At 72.2% G+C, this 24,019-nt stretch carries 20 protein-coding genes; 14 read left to right on the forward strand and 6 right to left on the reverse strand.

What is annotated here, in order from left to right; all coding sequences use genetic code 11:
- Positions 1 to 95: 95 nt before the first annotated feature.
- Both E5082_RS05145 and gabT read right to left on the reverse strand, forming a co-directional pair.
- Positions 96 to 848 carry a phosphatase PAP2 family protein gene (locus tag E5082_RS05145; RefSeq protein ID WP_229918960.1) on the reverse strand — a complete coding sequence of 251 codons (753 nt, stop codon included), beginning with the start codon at positions 846 to 848 and terminating at the stop codon, positions 96 to 98.
- Between the two features lie 399 nt (positions 849 to 1,247).
- On the reverse strand, positions 1,248 to 2,582 hold the full coding sequence (gabT, locus tag E5082_RS05150) for a 4-aminobutyrate--2-oxoglutarate transaminase (RefSeq protein WP_135790035.1): 1,335 nt from the start codon (positions 2,580 to 2,582) through the stop codon (positions 1,248 to 1,250).
- 246 nt (positions 2,583 to 2,828) lie between these two features.
- Here gabT and E5082_RS05155 point away from each other — a divergent pair, with 246 nt between their 5' ends.
- The 5 genes from E5082_RS05155 to E5082_RS05175 all read left to right on the forward strand — a co-directional run bounded on the left by E5082_RS05155 (position 2,829) and on the right by E5082_RS05175 (position 11,420).
- Entirely contained in the window at positions 2,829 to 4,955 is a 2,127-nt protein-coding gene (locus E5082_RS05155) for an ATP-binding protein (RefSeq protein WP_135790036.1), read from the forward strand.
- A gap of 121 nt (positions 4,956 to 5,076) precedes the next feature.
- On the forward strand, positions 5,077 to 6,660 hold the full coding sequence (locus tag E5082_RS05160; RefSeq protein WP_135790037.1) for a PucR family transcriptional regulator: 1,584 nt from the start codon (positions 5,077 to 5,079) through the stop codon (positions 6,658 to 6,660).
- A 137-nt stretch (positions 6,661 to 6,797) separates the two neighbouring features.
- Entirely contained in the window at positions 6,798 to 8,243 is a 1,446-nt protein-coding gene (locus E5082_RS05165) for an aldehyde dehydrogenase family protein (RefSeq protein WP_135790144.1), read from the forward strand.
- A 242-nt stretch (positions 8,244 to 8,485) separates the two neighbouring features.
- Positions 8,486 to 9,334 carry a formate/nitrite transporter family protein gene (locus tag E5082_RS05170; protein ID WP_135790038.1) on the forward strand — a complete coding sequence of 283 codons (849 nt, stop codon included), beginning with the start codon at positions 8,486 to 8,488 and terminating at the stop codon, positions 9,332 to 9,334.
- A 148-nt stretch (positions 9,335 to 9,482) separates the two neighbouring features.
- Complete coding sequence (locus tag E5082_RS05175; protein ID WP_135790039.1) at positions 9,483 to 11,420, forward strand: acyl-CoA dehydrogenase family protein; 1,938 nt, start codon at positions 9,483 to 9,485, stop codon at positions 11,418 to 11,420.
- Positions 11,421 to 11,423: 3 nt separating this feature from the next.
- On the opposite strand, the gene E5082_RS05180 is transcribed toward E5082_RS05175, so the two are convergent.
- On the reverse strand, positions 11,424 to 11,882 hold the full coding sequence (locus E5082_RS05180) for a lamin tail domain-containing protein (RefSeq protein WP_135790040.1): 459 nt from the start codon (positions 11,880 to 11,882) through the stop codon (positions 11,424 to 11,426).
- 196 nt (positions 11,883 to 12,078) lie between these two features.
- On the opposite strand from E5082_RS05180, the gene dxr reads away from it, so the two are divergent.
- The 6 genes from dxr to E5082_RS05210 all read left to right on the forward strand — a co-directional run bounded on the left by dxr (position 12,079) and on the right by E5082_RS05210 (position 19,544).
- The gene (gene dxr / locus E5082_RS05185; RefSeq protein ID WP_135790041.1) at positions 12,079 to 13,347 is read left to right on the forward strand and encodes a 1-deoxy-D-xylulose-5-phosphate reductoisomerase; all 1,269 of its coding nucleotides are present in this window, start codon (positions 12,079 to 12,081) and stop codon (positions 13,345 to 13,347) included.
- Positions 13,344 to 14,648: a M50 family metallopeptidase gene (locus E5082_RS05190; RefSeq protein WP_135790042.1), complete on the forward strand. Its 1,305-nt coding sequence runs from the start codon at positions 13,344 to 13,346 to the stop codon at positions 14,646 to 14,648. Before dxr ends, E5082_RS05190 begins: the two co-directional genes overlap by 4 nt.
- 172 nt (positions 14,649 to 14,820) lie before the next feature.
- Positions 14,821 to 15,978: a flavodoxin-dependent (E)-4-hydroxy-3-methylbut-2-enyl-diphosphate synthase gene (gene ispG, locus E5082_RS05195; RefSeq protein WP_135790043.1), complete on the forward strand. Its 1,158-nt coding sequence runs from the start codon at positions 14,821 to 14,823 to the stop codon at positions 15,976 to 15,978.
- A 187-nt stretch (positions 15,979 to 16,165) separates the two neighbouring features.
- The gene (locus E5082_RS05200; RefSeq protein WP_135790044.1) at positions 16,166 to 17,014 is read left to right on the forward strand and encodes a GNAT family N-acetyltransferase; all 849 of its coding nucleotides are present in this window, start codon (positions 16,166 to 16,168) and stop codon (positions 17,012 to 17,014) included.
- Between the two features lie 34 nt (positions 17,015 to 17,048).
- Positions 17,049 to 17,579: a GNAT family N-acetyltransferase gene (locus tag E5082_RS05205; RefSeq protein WP_135790045.1), complete on the forward strand. Its 531-nt coding sequence runs from the start codon at positions 17,049 to 17,051 to the stop codon at positions 17,577 to 17,579.
- A gap of 261 nt (positions 17,580 to 17,840) precedes the next feature.
- Positions 17,841 to 19,544, forward strand: coding sequence for a proline--tRNA ligase (locus tag E5082_RS05210; protein WP_135790046.1), 1,704 nt, complete (start codon positions 17,841 to 17,843; stop codon positions 19,542 to 19,544).
- 55 nt (positions 19,545 to 19,599) lie between these two features.
- Here E5082_RS05210 and E5082_RS05215 read toward each other — a convergent pair whose 3' ends face one another.
- From E5082_RS05215 to E5082_RS05225, 3 genes are all read right to left on the reverse strand, one after another.
- On the reverse strand, positions 19,600 to 20,517 hold the full coding sequence (locus E5082_RS05215; RefSeq protein ID WP_135790047.1) for an aminoglycoside phosphotransferase family protein: 918 nt from the start codon (positions 20,515 to 20,517) through the stop codon (positions 19,600 to 19,602).
- A gap of 143 nt (positions 20,518 to 20,660) precedes the next feature.
- Positions 20,661 to 21,161 carry a ferritin-like domain-containing protein gene (locus E5082_RS05220; RefSeq protein ID WP_135790048.1) on the reverse strand — a complete coding sequence of 167 codons (501 nt, stop codon included), beginning with the start codon at positions 21,159 to 21,161 and terminating at the stop codon, positions 20,661 to 20,663.
- Entirely contained in the window at positions 21,158 to 21,685 is a 528-nt protein-coding gene (locus E5082_RS05225; protein WP_135790049.1) for a hypothetical protein, read from the reverse strand. Before E5082_RS05225 ends, E5082_RS05220 begins: the two co-directional genes overlap by 4 nt.
- A 298-nt stretch (positions 21,686 to 21,983) precedes the next feature.
- On the opposite strand from E5082_RS05225, the gene rimP reads away from it, so the two are divergent.
- From rimP to E5082_RS05240, 3 genes are all read left to right on the forward strand, one after another.
- A complete protein-coding gene (gene rimP, locus E5082_RS05230; RefSeq protein ID WP_135790050.1) occupies positions 21,984 to 22,493 on the forward strand; it encodes a ribosome maturation factor RimP in 510 nt (169 codons plus the stop codon).
- A gap of 2 nt (positions 22,494 to 22,495) precedes the next feature.
- Complete coding sequence (nusA, locus tag E5082_RS05235) at positions 22,496 to 23,482, forward strand: transcription termination factor NusA (RefSeq protein WP_086694547.1); 987 nt, start codon at positions 22,496 to 22,498, stop codon at positions 23,480 to 23,482.
- 156 nt (positions 23,483 to 23,638) lie between these two features.
- Positions 23,639 to 23,935: a YlxR family protein gene (locus E5082_RS05240; RefSeq protein ID WP_135790051.1), complete on the forward strand. Its 297-nt coding sequence runs from the start codon at positions 23,639 to 23,641 to the stop codon at positions 23,933 to 23,935.
- Positions 23,936 to 24,019: the final 84 nt, after the last annotated feature.

A 24,019-nucleotide genomic window follows, 5' to 3' on the forward strand; every position in this document is an offset into this window, starting at 1 on the left:
GCGCCCCGACCAGGTCGCCATCGGCATGCCCGCCTCGGTCAACGCGGGCAACGGCTACGTCGCCCCGGCCGAGGTCACCAAGGCTCTGGACTGCCTCACGAAGAGGACGAACTGCGGCTCGTATCCGACCCACGGGACCTGGCCCGCGCTACGGGGTCTGATGACCTGGTCGGTGAACTGGGACCGGTTCGCCGGCTGGGAGTTCCAGCGGACCTTCGACTCCTACTTCGGCTGAGCACCAGGCTCAGGCAGGTCAGCAGCACCGCGCCCAGGCACCAGGACGCCAGCACGTCCAGCGGCCAGTGGAAGCCCCGCCGCACCAGCCCGTACGACACCGCGAGCACCAGCGCGGCCGGGACACCGACCGCCGCGAGGCGTGCGGCGCGGGTGCGGCACCAGGGGAGCAGGAGCAGCGCCGAGGCGCCGTACGCCACGGCCGCCGTCGCCGTGTGGCCGGAGGGGAAGTAGCCGGTGGCCGGGGGCACCACGGGGGTCCCCGGCCGCGCGGTCCACAGCTTCAGCGGGACCACGATCGCCGGGAGCACCGCCATCAGCAGCGCGGCCGCGGCGGGCGGAAGCCACCAGCGGGGCATGCCGACGCCCCGGCCCCGCCACGCCGCGTAGCCGAGGGCGAGCACCAGCACGGGTACGGCCACCGGGATGTCGCCGAGGTCGGAGAGGCGTTCGGAGAAGCGGTCCGGGTGGACCAGGTCCCGGCTGAGCCGGGCGTCCAGCGTCAGCAGCGGACCGTGTGCCAGGACCTGCCAGGTGAGCAGCGCGAACAGCAGCGCCGGGAGGCCGGTCAGCAGGGTGGCGGCGAGGGCGAGGCGGCGGGCGGGAGTGGACACCGGGCCAGCTTCGCATGCGCGCGGGCGGCGAGAAGGAGGTCGGCCGCCCCGGAACAGGGGGGGTGGTTCCGGGGCGGCCGACCGGACCGGGATGTCGCGCGCCCCGGGGGGTTTGGGGCGGCGACCGTCCGATCGGTGTGGAGATCCCGGAGCCCTCAGGCCCCGGTTGTGTGCGCGAGGGCACGACCAGGTCGAAGCTGGGGAGGCCCCGGCCTGAACTCGCCCGCAGTCCCCTGCGAGCGGGGTGTATCTCTCATCGGGACCGAACTTACGGCAGGCGGAGTCGGTCGGACAGACGCAATCGCGTCCTGTCATCCACCTCGCACACGTTCTTCACACCGCCTGCCGCAGTCGTCCGCCAGAGGTACGGACCACTCGCGCAGCGAGCGATCCGGTCGCTCAGATGCGCGAGAAAGCCTGCTCGATGACGTCCAGGCCCTCGTTGAGCAGGTCCTCGCCGATGACCAGCGGGGGCAGGAAGCGCAGCACGTTGCCGTAGGTGCCGCAGGTCAGGACCAGCAGGCCCTCCTGGTGGCACGCCTTGGCCAGCGCGGCGGCGGCCTCCGCGTTCGGCTCCTTGGTGTCGCGGTCCTTGACCAGCTCGATGGCGATCATCGCGCCCCGGCCCCGGATGTCACCGATGATGTCGAACTTCTCGGCCATGGTGGCGAGGCGGCCCTTCATGACCTCCTCGATGCGCTTGGCCTTGCCGTTGAGGTCCTGCTCCTTCATCGTCTCGATCGCGCCGAGCGCGGCGGCGCAGGCCACCGGGTTGCCGCCGTAGGTGCCGCCGAGGCCGCCCGCGTGCGCGGCGTCCATGATCTCGGCGCGGCCCGTCACGGCGGCGAGCGGCAGACCGCCCGCGATGCCCTTGGCGGTGGTGATCAGGTCCGGGACGATGCCCTCGTCCTCGCACGCGAACCACTGGCCGGTACGGCAGAAGCCGGACTGGATCTCGTCGGCGACGAAGACGATGCCGTTGTCGTTGGCGAACTTCACGATCTCCGGCAGGAAGCCCTTGGCGGGCTCGATGAAGCCGCCCTCACCGAGCACCGGCTCGATGATGATCGCGGCCACGTTGTCCGCGCCGACCTGCTTGGTGATCTGCTCGATCGCCTGCTTGGCGGCCTCCGGACCCGCGTTCTCCGGGCCGGTGGGCCAGCGGTAGGCGTAGGCCACCGGCACCCGGTAGACCTCGGGCGCGAACGGGCCGAAGCCGTTCTTGTACGGCATGTTCTTCGCCGTCAGCGCCATCGTGAGGTTCGTACGGCCGTGGTAGCCGTGGTCGAACACCACGACCGCCTGGCGCTTGGTGTGGGCGCGGGCGATCTTCACCGCGTTCTCGACGGCCTCGGCGCCCGAGTTGAACAGCGCCGACTTCTTCGGGTGGTCACCCGGCGTCAGCTCCGCGAGGGCCTCGGCGACCTCCACGTAGCCCTCGTACGGGGTGACCATGAAACAGGTGTGGGTGAAGTCGGCGAGCTGGGCGCTCGCGCGGCGCACCACGGCCTCGGCGGAGGCGCCCACCGAGGTCACGGCGATGCCGGAGCCGAAGTCGATCAGGCTGTTGCCGTCGACGTCCTCGATGACACCGCCGCCGGCGCGCGTGACGAAGACCGGCAGCGTGGAGCCCACGCCCTGGGCGACGACCGCGGTGCGGCGGGCCTGAAGCTCCTGCGACTTCGGGCCGGGAATGGCGGTGACGACGCGGCGCTCCTGCGGAAGTGCGGTCATGCGGGGCTCCTGGGGGTATTACGGACGCTTGCCTTCTTTTCCCGCAGGCTAAGACGGGTGCCGTGGGGTGGGCATGCTCCATGTGGGCGTTGTCGGCGGGGCCCATTGTCCGTGGTGGACATGGCGGGCCGGGCCCTCGGCGCGGCCGGACACCGGACGTCGGCCGCGTAAACGGTGAACTCCCCTTGCGGGGGCGTTAGATTGACTCGCTGATGGTGACGGACCGGCTGGTCAGGGGGCAGGGCGATGGACAGCGAAGGTACGCGGGACACGCGGGCCACCCATACGGGCCCGGTGCCGCGCCCGACGCGGCCCCCGGAAGGGTCCCCGCCGCCCATGCCCACGATGCCACCCGGAGCCCCGCCCCGCCCGGACGGCTCGGCCTTCCTCGCCTGGCTGCGCGCCGCCCGGCCCGCCGCCGCGCCCGGTGTGTGGCGCCTCGGACACCGGCCCCGGCCGGAGACCGAGCCCGAGCTGACCCCCGCCCGGCAGCTGCTCAGCGGGGCCGTGATCGCGTTCCTGGTCGGCTGGCTGGTGTGGTCGCTGCTGTGGAACGGCTACCTCGGCGGCTGGTGGGTGCTGCCACTGGAGCTGTTCACCCCGGACTCCTGGCGCGAGGGCAACGACCGCGTCGGCAACGCCGTCCTGTGGTACTCGTACTACACCCTCATCGCCCTCGCCATCCTCTTCGTCGTGGCCCGGATCGGGCGCTGGGGCGAGGTCTGGCGGCGGTTCGGACCGCCGGCCTGGGTCACGTCCGCCACCCCCGCCGAACCGCCGCCGCCCGCGCCCGGCGAGGACCCCGCGGACTGGCCCGAGCTGCGCGCCCACGGTGCGCACGAGGCCGCCGAACGGCTCGCCGCCGAGGCGCGCACCGGGCTCATGCGCGATGTCGACCACGCCCGGATCGGCCGCGCCTGGCAGGGCGTGCGCTCCGGGACGAACACGCTGGCCGCCTTCACCGGAGCCGTCCTGCGCGACGGCTCCGCCGCCTGCCCGCACCCCTCCGGCGACCGCGACCTGCCCGCCCGGCAGGCCCGGCACGACCTGCTCACCGGCCAGGTACGGCTCGGCACCGCGGCCGACGACCCCCGCAACCCGTACCAGTACCGGGGTGCCGGACTCGCCCTCGGCACCGACCTGCTCGGCACCTCCCTGGTCGCCGTCGGCCCGGCCGGCTCCGGCAAGACCGGCAGCCTCGTGAAGCCGCTCGCCGAGTCCCTCTGCCTGCACGCCCTCGCCGGCCGCGCCGCCGTGGTCAGCGTCGGAGCCGCGGGCGCCGGGATCGGCCCGGCCGAGGCGTACGACGTGGTGGTCCGCGTCGGCCATCCCGACTCCGTCTACGACCTCGACCTCTACGGCGGCACCACCGACCCCGACGAGGCGGCCGCGATACTCGCCGAGGCCCTCGTCGGCGACCTCGCCGACCCGCACCCCGGCTCCGACAGCCGCCGCTCCACCACCGTCCTCGCGCAGTTGCTCGGCCCCTTCCGCGCCGTCCACCAGCGCTTCCCCTCCGTGCCCGAGCTGCGCCAGCTCCTCGACGGCGCCCCCGGCCCGATCGCCGCGCTGCGCAAGGCGCTCACCGAGACCGGGCACGCCTCGCTGCTGCGCGAACTCGACGCACGGGAGCGGCAGCAGGCGCACCCCGGTGACGTGGCCGCCGTGCTCGCGGACCAGGTCGCGCTGCTGGACCGGCCCGCGTTCGCCGCCTTCTTCGACACCTCCGGCGCCTCGCGGCCCTTCACCCTGAAGGCCCTCGACCACCCGGTCCGCGTCCGCATCGACCTGCCCCAGCGGGGCCACGCCGACGCCTCCCGCATCCTGGCCCGGCTGGTGCTGGCCCAGTTCACGGCCGCCGTCACCGCGCGCGAGGACCGCTCCCTCTTCGCCTGCCTGCTGCTCGACGAGGCGGCCGGGGTCGTCACCCCCGAGTCGGTGCGCGGCATCCAGCGGCTGCGTTCGGCGGGCGCGGGCGTCGTGCTCACGCTGCGCACCCTGGACGACGTACCCCGCCCGCTGCGTGGCCCGCTGCTCGGCGCGACCGGGTGCCGCATGGCGTTCTCCGGCCTCACTCCCTGGGACGGCCAGGACTTCGCCGAGGTCTGGGGCAAGGAGTGGATCGAGACCCGCGACGTCACCGACCGCCAGATCATCGCGGAGACCCCGGCGGGGAAGGCCGTACACATGCTCCGCCGCGTCATCACCGGCCAGGCCCCCACCGCCCGCGCGGTCACCGTCCGCCAGGTGGAGCGCGAGCGCTGGTCCGCCTCCGAGCTCGCCCACGCGGTCCCTCCGGGTCACGCGGTCCTCTCCCTCACGACGGTGCGGGGCGAGCACGCCCCGCCCCTGCTGGTGGACCTGAGGAGCTGAACGGAGGTCCGCGACCGTACGGTGAGGCAGAATCGAGGTGGGCCGTTCATACGTTGCGGCCAAGAGATGACTGCTCCCGGTCGGCGCGACGGTGCGCCGGCCGCCCCGACCTGAAGGTCTCATGCCGCCGACGCTCGCCTCGCTCGTCCACCACTCCGCGCTGAAGCTGACGGTCCGCGCGGGGGAGGACCGCCTCGACGTGCCCGTGCGCTGGGCGCATGTCAGCGAGCTGGCCGACCCCGTGCCGTACATGGAGGGCGGGGAGCTGCTGCTGATCACCGCGCTCAAGCTGGACGCGGAGGACCCCGAGGCGATGCGGCGGTACGTGAAGCGGCTGGTCGGCGCGGGCGTCGTCGGCCTGGGCTTCGCGGTCGGCGTCAACTACGACGACATCCCCGAGGCGCTGGTGCAGGCCGCCCGGCTGGAGGGGCTGCCCCTGCTGGAGGTGCCCCGGCGCACCCCGTTCCTCGCCATCAGCAAGGCCGTCTCCGCCGCCATCGCCGCCGACCAGTACCGCGCCGTCACCGCGGGCTTCGCCGCCCAGCGCGAGCTGACCCGGCAGGCGCTCACCACCGGTCCGGAGGGCCTGCTCGCCGCGCTCGCCGCGCAGGTCGACGGCTGGGCCGCGCTGTACGACGCGTCCGGCGCCGTCGTCGCCGCCGCGCCCGAGTGGGCGGGACGCCGGGCCGCCCGGCTCACCGCCGACGTCGAGCGGCTGCGGGAACGCCCCGCTCCCGCCTCCTCGGTGGTCGCCGCCCCCGACACCGAGGACCGCATCGAGCTGCACTCGCTGGGCACCGGCCGCCGCCCCCGCGCCGCACTCGCCGTCGGCACCGCGGCCGCACCGGGCACCGCCGAGCGCTACGCCGTGCACTCCGCCATCGCCCTGCTCACTCTCACCACCGAGCGCTCCCGCTCCCTGCACGCCGCCGAACAGCGGGTCGGTGCGGCCGTACTGCGGATGCTGCTCGCCGGCGAGCCCGACCACGCCCGCGCGGTCGCCGGCGACCTGTACGGCGGCCTGCTGGACGCGCCGTTCCGGTTGCTGGTCGCCGAGTCCGCGCCGCGGCAGGGGACGGACGGCGATCCGCTGGACGCGCTCGCGGAGGCCGCCGAGTCCGCCGCCGCCCGCTCCGGCGAAGCCGTGCTGGTGGTACCCGAGCGGGACCGGCTGGTGGTGCTGGCCACCGACGGCGGTGCGGCCGTCACCGCCTGCACGGCCTACGCGGGCGCGCTGGAGGCGGCCCGCCTCGTCCCGGAGTCCAAGGGTGGTGACAACGACGCACTCGTGGTCGGCCTCTCCGCCCCGGCGGGCCCCATAGCGGCCGCCTCCGCCTACCGCCAGGCCGAGCAGGCACTCTCGGTGGCCCGGCGGCGCGGCCGGGTCCTGGTCGAGCACGAGCACGTGGCGGCCGGCTCGGTCCTCCCGCTGCTGGCCGACGACGCGGTACGCGCCTTCGCCGACGGCCTGCTGCGGGCGCTGCGCGACCACGACGCCACCGGGCGCGGGGACCTCGTCGCCTCGCTGCGGGCGTGGCTGTCCCGGCACGGGCAGTGGGACGCGGCCGCCGCCGACCTCGGCGTGCACCGGCACACCCTGCGTTACCGGATGCGCCGGGTCGAGGAGATCCTCGGCCGTTCGCTGGACGACCCGGACGTCCGGATGGAGCTGTGGCTGGCGCTGAAGGCGACCTCGGGGGAGTAGCCGCCCCCGCGCCCACCCCGCCGAACCGGCGCATCGGCCACCCGTTTCCGTACGACTCGGACAAGCGACCGCCGCGCCTGCCCGCCCTACCGTGGATCACGCACATCACCCCCGACGCGGAAGGGCCGGACCCGCACATGACCTCCACCCACGCCTTCTGGCTGGCCGGCCGCCAGGCCACCGGCGAGGACAGCTTCGACGTCTCCTCCCCGTGGGACGGCCGCGTCGTCGGCCGGGCGAGCGTGCCCACCGACGCCCAGGTCGAAGAGGCCGTGGCCGCCGCGTACGCGGTCCGCGACGAGTTCGCCGCCGTCCCCGCGCACGTCCGCGCCACCGCCCTCGACCACGTCGCGGGGCGGCTGGCCGAGCGCACCGAGGAGATCGCCCAGCTGATCTCCGGCGAGAACGGCAAGCCCATCAAGTGGGCGCGCGGCGAGGTCGCCCGCGCCGTCTCCGTGTTCCGGCTCGCGGCCGAGGAGGCCCGGCGGTTCAACGGCGGCGAGGCCCAGCGACTCGACACCGACGCGGGCGGCCAGGGCCGCATGGCGCTGGTCCGCCGTTTCCCCAAGGGCGTCGTCCTCGGCATCGCGCCGTTCAACTTCCCGCTGAACCTGTGCGCGCACAAGGTCGCCCCGGCCATCGCCGCCGGTGTCCCGATCATCCTCAAGCCCGCCCCGGCCACCCCGCTGTCGGGCCTGGTCATCGGCGAGCTGCTGGCCGAGACCGACCTGCCCGCCGGGTCCTGGAGCGTCCTGCCGGTCGCCAACGACAAGATGCCCGCGCTGGTCCAGGACGAGCGCCTCCCGGTGATCTCCTTCACCGGCTCCGAGCAGGTCGGTTACGCGATCATGGACTCGGTGCCGCGCAAGCACTGCACGCTGGAGCTGGGCGGGAACGGCGCGGCCGTCGTCCTCGGCGACTGGGCGAGCGACGCCGACCTGGACTGGGCCGCGAGCCGCATCGCCACCTTCTCCAACTACCAGGGCGGCCAGTCCTGCATCTCGGTGCAGCGCGTGATCGTGGACGGCGCGGTGTACGAGCGGCTGCTGCCGCGCATCGTCGCCGCCGTCGAGGCCCAGGTCACCGGTGACCCCGCCGACGACAAGACCGAGGTCGGCCCGCTGGTCAGCGAGGCCGCAGCGCAGCGCGTCGAGTCCTGGGTGAACGAGGCCGTCGAGCTGGGCGCCACCCTGCTCACCGGCGGCGAGCGCGACGGCGCCACCTACGCGCCGACCGTCCTCACCGACGTGCCGGCCGGCGCCACCCTTGCCACCGAGGAGGTCTTCGGACCGGTCCTCACCGTCACGAAGGTCGACGGCGAGGCCGAGGCGTTCGCCGCGGTCAACGACTCCAAGTACGGCCTCCAGGCGGGCGTGTTCACCCACGACATCCAGGCCGCGTTCCGCGCCCACCGCGCCCTCGAGGTCGGTGGCGTCGTCATCGGCGACGTCCCGTCCTACCGCGCGGACCAGATGCCGTACGGCGGCGCCAAGCAGTCCGGCGTCGGCCGCGAGGGCGTCCGCTCCGCGATGGACGACTACACCTACGAGCGCGTCCTGGTCCTCACGGGCCTCGCACTCTGACCTGCCACGGACAGGTCACCACCGGAACGGCCGGAGCCCGCTGTGCGGGGGCTCCGGCCGTTCTGTTCTGCGCATTTGACAGGCGACACCGATCGCGCGATCGGTTTGGCCTCTTAAGTCCGATAAAGAACACCTATCGGGCCATTGATTGCGCTTTTGACTTTTTCATGGGCACGGACGCACACTTTCCTCCGTATCGAGCCGCAGTTTGAGCGGACATTCGCGAAAAGTGAGAAGGCATCGTGCCGATACCCATGGAAGACGCCCTGGACGAGCAGGTCGCCACCGCCCGGAGCAAGGCGAAGCTGCTCCGTTCCCCCGGCCGCTACCTGGTCCTCTCGGCGCTCGCCGGGGCCTTCATCGGCTTGGGTGTCGTGCTGATGGTCAGCGTGTCGGGCCCGCTCAGCGCCGCGCACTCGCCCTGGGTCAAGCTGGTCCAGGGCCTGGTCTTCGGTGTCGCGCTGACCCTGGTGATCTTCGCCGGCGGCGAGCTGGCGACCAGCAACATGATGACGATGGTCCAGGGCGCGGTCCGCCGGGCCCTGACGCCCCTCGCCGCGCTCTTTGTGATCGTCGGTTCCTTCGTCGGCAACCTGGCCGGCTCGGTCGCCCTCGGCTGGCTGGTCCACGCCTCCGGGGTGCTGGGCGTCGCGCCCGCTCCCGGAACGCCCGCCCCGGGTCTGGCCGGCCTGACCGGCATGCTCACCGCCAAGATGGCCGAGAGCGGCGAGGCGCTGTTCTTCCGCGGCGTGCTCTGCAACTTCCTGGTCTGCCTGACCGTGTGGATGGGCATGCGCACCCGCTCCGACGCCGCGAGGATCATGCTGATCTTCGCGGGCATCCTGGCCTTCGTCGCCTCCGGCTTCGAGCACGTCGTCGCCAACATGACGACCTTCTCGCTCGGCCTCTTCGAGCACGTCCCCGGTGTGACCGTGGGCGCGTTCGCCCACGACCTCCTCTTCGTCGGCCTCGGCAACCTGGCCGGCGGCGGACTGCTGGTGGGCGTGGCGTACGCCGTCGCCGGCCGGCGCGGGACTCCGGCCGCGGCCGAGGAGCACAAGCCGCTGGTCCCGGCCCTCGAAACGGTCTGAGCGGCCCTGGTCCCCCCGCGCGGCCGTTCACCCGAACGGACGCGCAAGGGGTGGTGGGGCGGGCCCGATTCAGGTACCAACGATCCAGTAGCAACGGGTCGGTTACCAACGGTCCGCCAACATCCCTCTTCGCGGCGAGGTGAGCCTCATGTCCGCCCCCACCACTCAACGCAGCAACGTCTCCGAGCGCGAGGCCCGGCAGGTGGCGGAGGCCGCCCGCGAGCAGAACTGGCGCAAGCCCAGCTTCGCCAAGGAACTGTTCCTCGGGCGCTTCCGGCTCGACCTCATCCACCCCCACCCGCTCCCCGACGCCGAGAGCGTCCGGCGCGGCGAGACCTTCCTCGCCGAGCTGCGCGCCTTCTGCGAGACGGAGATCGACTCGGCCCGCATCGAGCGCGAGGCCCGCATCCCCGACGAGGTCGTGGCCGGCCTGAAGCGGCTCGGCGCCCTTGGCATGAAGATCGACACCAAGTACGGCGGCCTGGGCCTCTCCCAGCTGTACTACAACAAGGCCCTCGCCCTGGTCGGCTCGGTCAGCCCCGCCGTCGGCGCGCTGCTCTCCGCCCACCAGTCGATCGGCGTCCCGCAGCCGCTGAAGATCTTCGGCACCCAGGAGCAGAAGGACGCCTTCCTGCCCCGCTGCGCCACCACCGCCATCTCCGCCTTCCTGCTCACCGAGCCGGACGTCGGCTCGGACCCGGCGCGGCTGGCCACCATGGCGGTCCCGGAGGGCGACAGTTACGTCCTGGACGGCGTGAAGCTGTGGACCACCAACGGCGTCGTGGCCGACCTGCTGGTCGTCATGGCGCGGGTGCCGAAGTCCGAGGGGCACCCCGGCGGCATCACCGCGTTCGTGGTGGAGGCCGACGCCGAGGGCATCACGGTGGAGAACCGCAACGCCTTCATGGGCCTGCGCGGCATCGAGAACGGTGTCACCCGCTTCCACCGGGTGCGGGTCCCGGCCGCCAACCGGATCGGCCCCGAGGGCGCCGGTCTGAAGATCGCGCTCACCACGCTGAACACCGGCCGGCTGTCACTCCCCGCGATGTGCGCCGGGGCGGGCAAGTGGTGCCTGAAGATCGCCCGCCAGTGGGCCGCCGAGCGCGAGCAGTGGGGCAAGCCGGTCGCGCTGCACGAGGCCGTCGGCTCCAAGATCAGCTTCATCGCGGCGACCACCTTCGCGCTGGAGGCCGTCGTCGACCTCGCCTCCCAGATGGCCGACGAGGACCGCAACGACATCCGCATCGAGGCCGCGCTCGCCAAGCTGTACGGCTCGGAGATGGCCTGGCTGATGGCGGACGAGCTGGTCCAGATCCGGGGCGGCCGGGGCTACGAGACCGCCGAGTCGCTCGGGGCGCGCGGCGAGCGGGCCGTACCGGCCGAGCAGATGCTGCGCGACCTGCGCATCAACCGCATCTTCGAGGGCTCCACCGAGATCATGCACCTGCTGATCGCGCGCGAGGCCGTCGACGCCCACCTCTCGGTCGCCGGTGACCTCATCGACCCCGACAAGTCCCTCCAGGACAAGGCGAGGGCCGGTGCGGGCGCGGGCGTCTTCTACGCCAAGTGGCTGCCGAAGCTGGTCGCGGGGCCGGGCCAGCTCCCGTCGTCGTACGCCGAGTTCAAGCACGGCATCGACCTGTCCGGGCATCTGCGGTTCGTCGAGCGGCACGCCCGCAAGCTGGCCCGCGCGACCTTCTACGGGATGTCCCGCTGGCAGGGCCGGATGGAGACCAAGCAGGGCTTCCTCGGCCGGGTCGTGGACATCGGCGCGGAGCTGTTCGCCATGAGCGCGGCCTGTGTCCGGGCCGAACGGCTGCGGCGCGAGGGCGAGCACGGCCGCGAGGCGTACCAGCTCGCCGACGCCTTCTGCCGCCAGGCCCGCGTTCGCGTCGACGAGCTGTTCGGCCGCCTCTGGCACAACACCGACGGCGTCGACCGCAAGGTCGTCAAGGGCGTCCTCGGCGGCGCCTACGAGTGGCTGGAGGAGGGCGTCCTCGACCCCTCGGGAGACGGCGCCTGGATCGCGGACGCCACGCCGGGAGCGAGTGAACGCGTCAACGCCCGCCGCCCCTACGGCGGTTAGCCGCTAGCAGTACTTGTCGCTGCCGTCCCGGGTCGTCCACGAGCAGGTGTCGACCTTGGAGCCGTTCGACTTGGTCAGGGTCGCCGTGTCGCTGGTGTTGTTCCAGACGTACGCACGGCGGCCCTGGTACTTGTCCGACGTGGTGTCGCGGCCGCTGCCGGTGTGGACCTTCATGTACTTCCCGGCGCCGATCTTGACGTTCGGGAAGGAGTACTTGTGGTTCGAGGCGTCCTTCAGAACCCAGCCCTTCAGCGAGACCGCCGAGCGGCTGGCGTTCTTGAGCTGCACCCACTCGCCGTTGAGGCTGGAGTTGGACCGGGTGTCCTTGCCGGGGCTGTCGAAGTAGACCCGGTGGATCTGGACAGTGCCGGCCGCCTGGGCCGGGGTGCTCAGCAGGGTGCCGGTGAGCACGGCCGCGCCGGCGAGAGCGGGCAGGGCGGCGCGAAGGCGCACAGTGCGCATGAAGAGATCCCCCCAAGGATGTCGTCCACGAAGACGCTGCACGGGCGAGAAGTTCACCCGTTCAACTGAATTGTTATCACAGGATCTTCACTCCGGATTCACAATGGGAGAAACCTTCCCGCGCTGTGGGCCCCTTTCCCGCCCGGTCCAGGGACGCGCGGTCCGGGCGGCCGCCGGGTGCGGCCACAATGGGGGGATGACCGACAGCCCCGCCAGCCCCGCCCCGCTCGCCGACCCGCACCTCGTGTTCGACCCCGTCGCGGGCGACGGGCCGAAGGACGTGGTGATCCTCGGCTCCACCGGGTCCATCGGCACCCAGGCCATCGACCTGGTGCTGCGCAACCCCGACCGCTTCCGGGTCACCGCCCTCTCCGCGAACGGCGGCCGGGTGGACCTCCTCGCCGAGCAGGCGCGCAGGCTCGGGGTAGGCACCGTCGCGGTGGCCCGCGAGGACGCGGCACCGGCGCTGCGCGAGGCCCTGGCCGGGCAGTACGGCACCGAGCCGCTTCCGGAGATCCTGGTGGGCCCGGACGCCGCCGCCCATGTCGCCGCCTCCGACTGCCACACCGTCCTGAACGGGATCACCGGCTCCATCGGCCTCGCGCCGACGCTGGCCGCCCTGGAGGCCGGCCGCACCCTGGCACTGGCCAACAAGGAGTCGTTGATCGTCGGCGGCCCGCTGGTCAAGGCGCTGGCCAAGCCCGGCCAGATCATCCCGGTCGACTCCGAGCACGCGGCCCTCTTCCAGGCCCTCGCCTCCGGTACCCGCGCCGATGTGCGCAAGCTGGTCGTCACCGCCTCCGGCGGCCCCTTCCGCGGCCGCACCAAGGCCGAGCTGGCGGACGTCACCGTCGCCGACGCCCTCGCGCACCCCACCTGGGCGATGGGACCGGTGATCACGGTCAACTCCGCGACCCTGGTCAACAAGGGCCTGGAGGTCATCGAGGCCCACCTGCTCTACGACATTCCCTTCGACCGCATTGAGGTGGTCGTGCATCCCCAGTCGTATGTCCACTCGATGGTCGAGTTCACCGACGGTTCCACGATCGCCCAGGCGACGCCCCCCGACATGGGTGGACCGATCGCCATCGGCTTGGGCTGGCCCGAGCGCGTCCCGGACGCCGCCCCGGCCTTCGACTGGAGCAAGGCGTCCACCTGGGAGTTCTTCCCGCTGGACGATGACGCCTTCCCCTCGGTGAACCTCGCCCGGCACGTGGGCCGGCTCGCGGGCACCGCCCCGGCGGTGTTCAATGCGGCCAACGAGGAGTGCGTCGAAGCCTTCCTGGGCGGCGCTCTGCCCTTCAACGGGATCATGGAGACCGTCATCCGGGTGGTCGAGGAACACGGCACCCCGGTCACGGGAACTTCACTCACGGTGTCGGACGTCCTCGAAGCGGAGACCTGGGCCAGGGCCAGGGCCCGCGAACTGACCAACCGGACGGCTACCGCGGAGGCGCGTGCATGACGACCTTGATGTTCATCCTCGGCATAGTGGTCTTCGCGGTCGGTCTGCTGGTCTCGATCGCCTGGCACGAGCTGGGGCACCTGTCCACGGCCAAGCTCTTCGGCATCCGTGTCCCGCAGTACATGGTCGGATTCGGCCCGACCATCTGGTCACGGCACAAGGGCGAGACCGAGTACGGCATCAAGGCCGTCCCGCTCGGCGGCTACATCCGCATGATCGGCATGTTCCCGCCGGACGACGCGGGCCGGGTCTCCGCCCGTTCCACCTCCCCGTGGCGCGGCATGATCGAGGACGCCCGCTCGGCGGCGTACGAGGAGCTCAAGCCGGGCGACGAGACGCGGATGTTCTACACGCGCAAGCCGTGGAAGCGCGTCATCGTCATGTTCGCCGGGCCGTTCATGAACCTGATCCTGGCGGTCGGGCTCTTCCTCACCGTGCTGATGGGCTTCGGCGTCCAGCAGGAGACCAACACCGTCTCCTCGGTCTCCGCCTGCGTCATCGCGCAGAACCAGAACCGCGACGACTGCAAGAAGTCCGACCCGGCCTCCCCGGCGGCCGCCGCCGGGATCAAGGCGGGCGACAAGATCGTCTCCTTCGACGGCAGACCCACCGCGAAGTGGAACACGCTGTCCGACCTCATCCGGGACAGCGCGGGCCGCAACGTACCGATCGTGGTCGAGCGGGACGGCAGGAAGCTCACCCTGCACGCCACCATCGCCACCAACCAGGTGGCCAAGAAGGACTCCAGCGGCACCTACATCCAGGGCCAGTACGTCACGGCCGGCTTCCTCGGCTTCAGCCCGGCGCGCGGGGTCGTCAAGCTCGGCTTCGGCGACTCGGTGGTCTGGATGGGCGACCAGGTCGGCCACGCCGTGGAGTCCCTCGTCGACCTGCCCGGCAAGGTCCCGGCCCTGTGGAACGCCGCCTTCGGCGACGGCCCCCGCGAGCCGGACTCCCCGATGGGCATCGTCGGCGCCGCCCGCGTCACCGGCGAGATCGCCACGCTGGACATCCCGGCCTCCCAGCAGGTGGCCATGGCCGTCTTCGTGGTCGCCGGGTTCAACCTCTCGCTGTTCCTCTTCAACATGCTCCCGCTGCTCCCGCTCGACGGCGGGCACATCGCGGGCGCCCTGTGGGAGTCGCTGCGCCGCCAGGTGGCCCGCGTGCTGCGCCGCCCCGACCCCGGCCCGTTCGACGTGGCGAAGCTGATGCCGGTGGCCTATGTGGTGGCCGGGATCTTCGTCTGCTTCACCGTGCTCGTGCTCATCGCGGACGTGGTCAACCCGGTCCGGATCTCCTGACCTCGTACGACCAGGAAAAGCGGCCCGGAACTCCAGGTTCCGGGCCGCCGTCCATTGGGTGGGTTTGCCGGGTGGGATGTGCTGGCGGACAGCCCCGTGTCGTAATCTCAGAGCCTGGAGCCCGCGGTTCACGGGACCGGATCTTGATCCACGACTTGGGGTTGCACAGCAGATGACTGCGATTTCTCTCGGCATGCCGTCCGTACCGACCAAGATCGCCGAGCGGCGCAAGAGCCGTCAGATCCAGGTCGGCTCCGTCGCGGTCGGCGGAGACGCCCCCGTGTCGGTGCAGTCGATGACGACGACCCGTACCTCGGACATCGGGTCGACGTTGCAGCAGATCGCGGAGCTGACGGCGTCGGGCTGTCAGATCGTGCGGGTGGCGTGTCCGACGCAGGATGACGCGGACGCGTTGGCGACGATCGCGCGGAAGTCGCAGATCCCGGTGATCGCGGACATTCACTTCCAGCCGAAGTACGTGTTCGCCGCGATCGAGGCGGGTTGTGCGGCGGTGCGGGTGAATCCGGGGAACATCAAGCAGTTCGACGACAAGGTCCGTGAGATCGCCAGGGCGGCGAAGGATCACGGCACTCCGATCCGGATCGGTGTGAACGCGGGTTCGCTGGACCGCCGTCTGCTGCAGAAGTACGGCAAGGCCACCCCGGAGGCGCTGGTGGAGTCGGCGCTGTGGGAGGCGTCGCTGTTCGAGGAGCACGATTTCCGGGACATCAAGATCTCGGTGAAGCACAACGACCCGGTCGTGATGATCGAGGCGTACCGCCAGCTCGCCGCGCAGTGCGACTACCCGCTGCACCTGGGTGTGACGGAGGCGGGTCCGGCGTTCCAGGGCACGATCAAGTCGGCGGTCGCCTTCGGTGCCCTGCTCTCCGAGGGCATCGGCGACACCATCCGGGTCTCCCTGTCGGCGCCGCCGGCGGAGGAGGTCAAGGTGGGTCTGCAGATCCTGGAGTCGCTGAACCTGAAGCAGCGTGGTCTGGAGATCGTTTCCTGCCCGTCCTGCGGCCGCGCCCAGGTCGATGTCTACAAGCTGGCCGAGGAGGTCACCGCCGGCCTGACCGGGATGGAGGTCCCGCTGCGGGTGGCGGTCATGGGCTGCGTGGTGAACGGTCCCGGTGAGGCGCGCGAGGCGGACCTCGGGGTCGCGTCGGGCAACGGCAAGGGGCAGATCTTCGTGAAGGGCGAGGTCATCAAGACCGTCCCGGAGTCGAAGATCGTGGAGACCCTCATCGAGGAGGCCATGAAGCTCGCCGAGCAGATGGAAGCGGACGGCATCACGTCGGGCGAGCCGACGGTGGCGGTAGCGGGCTGACAAGTCTGGCGCCCTGGGGGAGGGAGAGGCCACCGGCCCTCTTCCTCCCCCAGAGGCGCGGGGAACTGCGCGACAAGCCCGCAGCCGCCGCACGGACATCAGGCACCCGAGCTCAAGAGCGCACCCCCAAAGCAGCGCGGCTATAGTGCGGGGACCACAGCAGAACCCCCAGGGTGAGGCCCCGCACGTGTTGACCCAGACCACCTCACGGGTGCTCGAACCGAGCGACCTCGACGCAGCGCTCGCGGTCCTCGACCGCGAGCCCGTCGCCAACGCCTTCGTGACCGCCCGTGTCCAGGTGGCCGGCCTCGACCCCTGGCGCCTCGGCGGCGAGATGTGGGGCTGGTACGAGGACGGCATGCTCACGTCCCTCTGCTACGCGGGCGCCAACCTCGTCCCCGTCTGCGCCACCCCCCGCGCCGTCCGCGCCTTCGCCGACCGCGCCCGCCGGGCCGGCCGCCGCTGCTCCTCCATCGTCGGCCCCGCCGGACCCACCTCCGAGCTGTGGCGCCTGCTGGAACCGCACTGGGGCCCCGCCCGCGAGATCCGCGCCCGTCAGCCCCTCATGATCACCGACCACATGCCCGAGGACATACATCCCGACCCCTATGTCCGGCGCGTCCGCAAGGACGAGATGGACACGATCATGCCCGCGTGCGTGGCCATGTTCACCGAGGAGGTCGGCGTCTCCCCGATGGCAGGCGACGGCGGACTGCTCTACCAGGCCCGCGTCGCCGAACTCGTCGGCTCCGGCCGCTCCTTCGCCCGCCTCGACAGCAGCGGCAAGGTGGTCTTCAAGGCCGAGATCGGCGCCGCCACCGCCCGGGCGTGCCAGATCCAGGGCGTCTGGGTCGCCCCCGAGTACCGGGGCAAGGGCCTCGCCGCCCCCGGCATGGCCGCCGTACTGCGCTACGCCCTCGCCGACATAGCGCCGATCGCCAGCCTCTACGTCAACGACTTCAACACCGCCGCCCGCGCCACCTACCGCAGGGTGGGGTTCCAGGAGGTCGGCGAGTTCATGAGCATCCTCTTCTGACGGGCCCACCGGGCCACCCCTGTACGCTCCCCGCATGGACCTCGTGATCGGCACCCTGGACCTCGAAGCCCACGTCGACGAGGCCCTCGCCGTCCAGGCCCTCGCCTTCGGCCTCGGCCCGGACGAGATCGCCGTACGCCGCCAGATCGTCCAGCGCCACATGCGCATGCCCGGCGCCCGCGCGCTCGGCGCTACCAGCCGGGGCGCGCTGATCGGCTTCGTGTACGGGATGCCCAACTCCCGCGCCCACTGGTGGTCCACCATCGTGGAGCCCTATCTGCGCGCCGAGGGCAACGACGGCTGGCTCGACGACTCCTTCGTGATCACCGAGCTGCACGTCCACCCCGGCCATCAGAACCGGGGCATCGGCCGCCGCCTGATCACCCGCATCACCGACAGCGCCGCCGAACCCCGCTCGATCCTCTCCGCGATCGACACCGACAGCCCCGCCCGCGGCCTCTACCACTCGCTCGGCTACACCGACCTCGCCCGCCAGGTCCACTTCCCGAGCGCCCCCATGCCGTACGCCGTCATGGGCGCCCCCCTGCCGCTGCGCCGTCGTTAGGGCCTGTCTTCCGGATCTTGCCGGCGTCGCGGGCCCTGGCACGCACATCTGCTGCGTTGTCGTCACTCGTCGACGCTCCGCGTCGACTCCCTCCTCCGCCTTGCAGCTGCACGCACCAGACCCCGCTCGGGTCGGCCCGAAGGCGCCGTCGGCCCGAGCCGACCAGATCCGGAAAACAGGCCCTAACCGATTTCCACCCGTGCGGGAGGCCCGGCTAACCTCCTAGCCATCACCTACATTTCCGGCAGGAGTACGAGAAAAATGGCGAACGTACCGGTCCAGCGCATGTCCAAGTTGTTGGCGAAGACGCTGCGCGACGACCCGGCGGACGCCGAGGTCCTCAGCCACAAGCTCCTCGTCCGCGCCGGTTACGTCCGCCGCACCGCCGCCGGCATCTGGTCCTGGCTGCCGCTGGGCACCAAGGTCCTCGCCAACGTCGAGCGGATCGTGCGCGAGGAGATGGACGCCATCGGAGCCCAGGAGGTCGTCCTCCCCGTCCTGCTGCCGCGCGAGCCCTACGAGGCCACCGGCCGCTGGGACGAGTACGGCGCCGAGCTGTTCCGCCTCCAGGACCGCAAGGGCGGCGACTACCTCCTCGGCCCCACCCACGAGGAGATCTTCACCCTGCTGGTGAAGGATCAGGCGTCCTCCTACAAGGACCTGCCGGTGATCCTGTACCAGATCCAGTCCAAGTTCCGGGACGAGGCGCGCCCCCGCGCGGGCATCCTGCGCGGCCGCGAGTTCCTGATGAAGGACTCGTACTCCTTCGACACCGATGACGAGGGCCTGGCCTCCTCCTACGCCCTGCACCGCGCCGCCTACCAGCGGATCTACGAGCGCCTCGGCCTCGACTACCGCATCTGCGCGGCCACCGCGGGCGCCATGGGCGGCTCCCGGTCCGAGGAGTTCCTCGCCCCCGCCGAGGCCGGCGAGGACACCTTCGCCGACTGCCCCAACTGCGACTTCGCAGCCAACACCGAGGCCGTGTACTACGAACTGGCCGCCGTCGACGGCTCGGCCGTGCCCGCGCTGGAGGAGATCCCCACCCCGGACACCCCGACCATCGAGACCCTCGCCGCCTCCCTCGGCGTCCCCGCCTCCGCCACCCTGAAGAACCTGCTGGTCAAGGTGGACGGCGAGATCGTCGCCGTGGGCGTGCCCGGCGACCGCGAGGTCGACCTGGGCAAGGTCGAGGCGCACTTCGCCCCGGCCGCCGTCGAGCTGGTCACCGCCGAGGACTTCGTCGGCCGCCCCGACCTGGTGCGCGGCTACGTCGGCCCGCAGGGCCTGGGCGAGAAGGTCAAGTACATCGCCGACCCCCGCGTGGCCCCCGGCACCGACTGGATCACCGGCGCCAACAAGGAGCACACGCACGCCAAGAACGTCGTCGCGGGCCGTGACTTCGAGGTCGACGAGTACGTGGACGTCGTCGTGGTCCAGGAGGGCGACCCCTGCCCCAAGTGCGGCGCCGGGCTGAAGCTGGACCGGGCCATCGAGATCGGCCACATCTTCCAGCTCGGCCGCAAGTACGCCGACGCCCTCAAGCTCGACGTGCTCGGCCAGAACGGCAAGCCCGTCCGCGTCACCATGGGCTCCTACGGCATCGGCGTCTCCCGCGCCGTCGCCGCCCTCGCCGAGCAGACCGCCGACGAGCACGGCCTGTGCTGGCCCAAGGAGGTCGCCCCGGCCGACGTGCACGTGGTCGCCGCAGGCAAGGCGCTCCAGACCGAGCTGGCCCTCGACGTCGCCGAGAAGCTGTCCGCCGCGGGCGTCCGCGTCCTGGTCGACGACCGGGCCGGGGTGTCGCCGGGCGTGAAGTTCACCGACGCCGAGCTGATCGGCGTCCCCCAGATCCTGGTCGCCGGGCGCCGCTCCGCCGACGGTGTGCTGGAGCTGAAGGACCGCAAGACCGGCGAGCGCGAGGAGCTGACGGTCGAGGAGGCCATCGCCCGCCTCACCGCCTGAGCGGATGCGTGAGAAGGCCCGGCCGCGGGGTGCGGCCGGGCCTTCTCACGTCCGGCTACAGCCAGGTGGCGAACTCCAGCAGCAGGTCCGCGTCCTGCTCCCGGCCCACCCGGCGGGCCCGTACCCCGGACTCCACGGCCCGGAACAGTGTCCAGCCGCGCAGCCGCTCTTGGTCCACCTCCAGCGACTCCGCGAGCCGCTTGATCCGGCGCCTGGTCACCGACGCGCCGGACGGCACCGCGATCAGGTCCTCCACCCGGTCCCGCACCAGCCGCGCCAGGTCGAACGCGGACTCGCCGACCACCGGGTCCGGGCCCACCGCCAGCCACGGCAGCCGCTCCCCGCCGAGCACCTTGCTCTGCCGGAACGTGCCGTGCAGCAGCCGGTGGTCCGGCGCCCCGGCCAGCAGTTCCTCGCGCACCGCAAGCGCCGCGTCCACCAGGGACGCCGAGTCGGGGTCCGTCAGGGCGCTCGCGGCCATCGCCTCGGCCTGCCGTCCCGTACGCTCGGCCACCGTCTCGAACCGGTGCGCGCCCTCGCCGGCCGGCGGGTCCACCCAGAGGCGGCGCAGTGTCCCGGCCGCCTCCAGCAGCGCCTTGGCCTCCGGCAGCGAGCGCACCGACACGTCCGGGTGCAGCCGCTCCAGCAGCAGCGCACCCTCCGCCACGTCCTCGGGCCCGCCGTCCAGGAGCTGTACGGCACCCAGGCCGCCCCAGTGCGCCAGCGCGGCCCGCTCGCTCTCCGGCCGGGCCCGCGCGGGCGCCAGCTTCAGCACGGCGGGGCTGCCGTCCGCGCGCCGCACCAGCAGCACCAGGCTGCTCCGGCCGCCCGGCACCTGCACCCGGTCCACGGTCAACTCGCGTCCGGCGACGGCCCGTTCGGCCGCCTCGGGCAGTCCCGCCAGCCAGTCGTCACCGGGCGGCGCGGTCTCCCGGCTCGCCCGGACCAGTCGCCGGGGCGGTTCCAAAGCCATGCGCGAGTCGTTCCCCTTCTCCTGCGTCCGCCTGCTGTTCCCTGCGGCACCCCCACAACCGAAGGCCCCAGGAAGGCTACGCCTTCCACGTACCCCCTCAGAGCCGTCGGTCCGGCCGGGGGGACAACGGCTGAGGGGCCCGCTCAGGCCGTCGGGGACCCGGAAGGGGTGGTGTCCGCGGCGCCGGCCCGGCCCGTGGTGTCGTCGGTGCGTTCCGCGAGGCCGGGGAAGGCAAGGGCGTGGCCGGACCAGCGGGCCGCGCGTACCGCGGCCTCGCGCAGGGACGCGGTGGCGGTGGTGCGGCGGGGGCCGCTGGAGGCACGGACCAGGTCGGCGTAGACCCCGGCGAGACGTTCCTCCAGCTCCGCGGCGAGGCGCAGCGCGGCCGAGGAGTCCGCCACCGAGAAGGGCAGCGCGTACGCGGGGCTCGCCGCCACGGGCTCCCCGCCCAGGTCGCGGACCGAGCGGGCCAGGGTGTCGCGGGCCGCGCGGTGGGCGTCGTACGCGGAGCGTGCCTCGCCCTGCCGGGGCGTGCCGATCCGGCCGCCGACGACCCCGTAGCCGTACACCGCCGCGTGTTCCGCCGCCAACGCTGCCTGGAGGGCGGTCAGTTCGGCCTGCTTCGTCTTCTCGCCGTCGCTCACTTCGCCGCCTCCGTCAGCAGATAGGCGTGCGCGGACCCGGCCGCCGACACCGATGCCATCAGCCGGGCCAGCTCGCCCGGCACCTCCAGCAGCGCCGCCGCGCGCCGGTCCGCCACGGTCCGCTCGGCGGACGCCAGCGAGGTCAGCGCCTCCTTGCGGTCGGCGGACGCGGTGGGCGCCGGCGAGGGCGACTTCCCCGCCTTCGCGCCTTTCCGCACCTTGTCGGCCTTGTCGTCGGGCGTGCCGCCGAAGGCGTCCCGGTGCGCGGCCACCGCGGCCCGCAGCGGGGACAGCCGGTCGGCGAGCGCCGGGTGCGCGTCGAGCACCGCGTCGTAGCGCGCCAGCAGATCGGCGCTGTCCCGCGCCGCACGCGCGCGGGCGCGGGTGGCCGCCGAGGCCGCGCGCTCGGCGGGGCCCGAACCGGCCGAGCAGCCCGTGAGCAGGGCGGTGGCACCGGCCAGGGAGGCGAGCAGGGTTCTTCTGCGCGGCCCCGAACGGGCGCGCGGCGGTGGGGAGTACGACACGGCAGACGTCCTCGGGGAACTCGTACGGGGAGAGACGGGGGAGACGCGGGGGCGAGGCGGGGGAAGGCACCGGAGAGCGGGGCCCTTCGAACAGGCCGCCCGCCCGTGATCACCGTACCCGCGCCCTGTCCCCGCACCACTCACCGGCACCGCTCCTCACCCCCGACCGCCCACCGGACGGACGCGCGGGACGTGCGGGCCCGCCGAGGGTGGACGGCAACACCCATCGCGACCGGATACCCTTTGACCAGACACGCGACCATCCCACAACAGCACACGCGGCCGAGGAGTCACCCGGATGAGCACCACCCAGAGCGAGAGGCTGCGAGAGCTGCTCGAACCGCTCGTCACCTCCCAGGGGCTGGATCTCGAGGAGATCGCCGTCGACTCCGTCGGACGCAAGCGTGTGCTGCGCGTGGTCGTCGACTCCGACACCGGAGCGGACCTGGACCGGATCGCCGATGTGAGCCGCGCGCTCTCGGCGAAGCTCGACGAGACCGACGCGATGGGCGACCAGGCGTACGACCTGGAGGTCGGCACCCCGGGCGCCGAGCGCCTCCTGACCGAACCCCGCCACTACCGGCGCGCCGTCGACCGGCTGGTCAAGTTCCAGCTCGCCGACGGCGGCGAAGTGGTCGCGCGCATCCTGGGCACGGACCACGAGGGCGTGGACCTGGAGGTCCCCGGCGTGAAGGGCCGCAAGGCCACCCACCGCCGGCTCGACTTCCCGGAGATCGCCAAGGCGCGGGTGCAGGTCGAGTTCAACCGCAAGGACAAGAAGGACATGAAGGAAGAGGAGGAGGCGTAGCCGTGGACATCGACATGAGCGCCCTGCGGGGCTTGGTCAGGGAGAAGGAGATCTCCTTCGACCTGCTGGTCGAGGCGATCGAGTCGGCCCTCCTCATCGCGTACCACCGCACCGAGGGCAGCCGCCGCCACGCGCGCGTGGAGCTGAACCGCCAGAGCGGTCACGTGACCGTGTGGGCCAAGGAGGACCCGGAGGACGTCGAGGAGGGGCAGGAACGCCGCGAGTTCGACGACACCCCCTCCGGGTTCGGCCGGATCGCCGCCACCACCGCCAAGCAGGTCATCCTGCAGCGGCTGCGCGACGCGGAGGACGACGCCACGCTCGGCGAGTACGCCGGCCGGGAGGGCGACATCGTCACCGGCGTGGTCCAGCAGGGCCGCGACCCGAAGAACGTGCTGGTGGACATCGGCAAGCTGGAGGCCATCCTGCCGGTGCAGGAGCAGGTCCCCGGCGAGACCTACCAGCACGGCATGCGGCTGCGCTCCTACGTGGTCCGCGTCGCCAAGGGCGTGCGCGGCCCCTCGGTCACCCTCTCGCGCACCCACCCCAACCTGGTGAAGAAGCTCTTCTCCCTGGAGGTGCCGGAGATCGCGGACGGCTCGGTGGAGATCGCCGCCATCGCCCGCGAGGCCGGCCACCGCACCAAGATCGCCGTACGGTCCACCCGTTCGGGCCTGAACGCCAAGGGCGCCTGCATCGGCCCGATGGGCGGCCGGGTGCGCAACGTGATGGGCGAGCTGAACGGCGAGAAGATCGACATCGTCGACTGGTCGGACGACCCGGCCGAGATGGTGGCGAACGCCCTCTCACCCGCTCGGGTGAGCAAGGTCGAGGTCGTGGACCTCGCCGCCCGCTCCGCGCGGGTCACCGTGCCGGACTACCAGCTCTCGCTGGCGATCGGCAAGGAGGGCCAGAACGCCCGGCTCGCCGCCCGCCTCACCGGCTGGCGCATCGACATCCGGCCGGACACCGAGCAGGTCACCGACTAGCTCGGCCCGTCCGCCGACCCGATCCGGTCCGGGACCTGCCCTGATCACCGCAAAGATCAGGACAGATCCCGACCGGATCGCGACCGTTCACCACACTGCAACTGTTCGATCTCTGCCCCAAAGGGGTGAGGTCGGTACGGGGAGGTAGACTTAACCGTGTCTGGCCGGACGCACACCCGAGCACGCCCTGAACGTACCTGTGTGGGGTGCCGGAAGCGGGCGGCCAAGAACGATCTACTGCGGATCGTGATGATCGAGGACGCCTGCGTCCCCGATCCTCGCGGTACGCTGCCCGGCCGGGGTGCTTATGTACACCCGGCTCCGGTCTGTCTGGACCAGGCGGTTCGCCGCCGGGCGTTCACGCGGGCACTGCGCGCCCCGCGAGCGCTCGACACAAACGCGTTGCGCCGATACGTCGAGCAGACGACAGTTGCCGAGCAGGCAACACCGTAAGAAGTGCCGCCCGGAACACCGCGGCGGCCTGGTACCTCGCGAGTCGAAAGCAGGTCGAGATTGCGATGAGCACTCGATGAGTAC

This window comes from Streptomyces griseoluteus, assembly GCF_004784465.1.
GTDB lineage: Bacteria > Actinomycetota > Actinomycetes > Streptomycetales > Streptomycetaceae > Streptomyces > Streptomyces griseoluteus.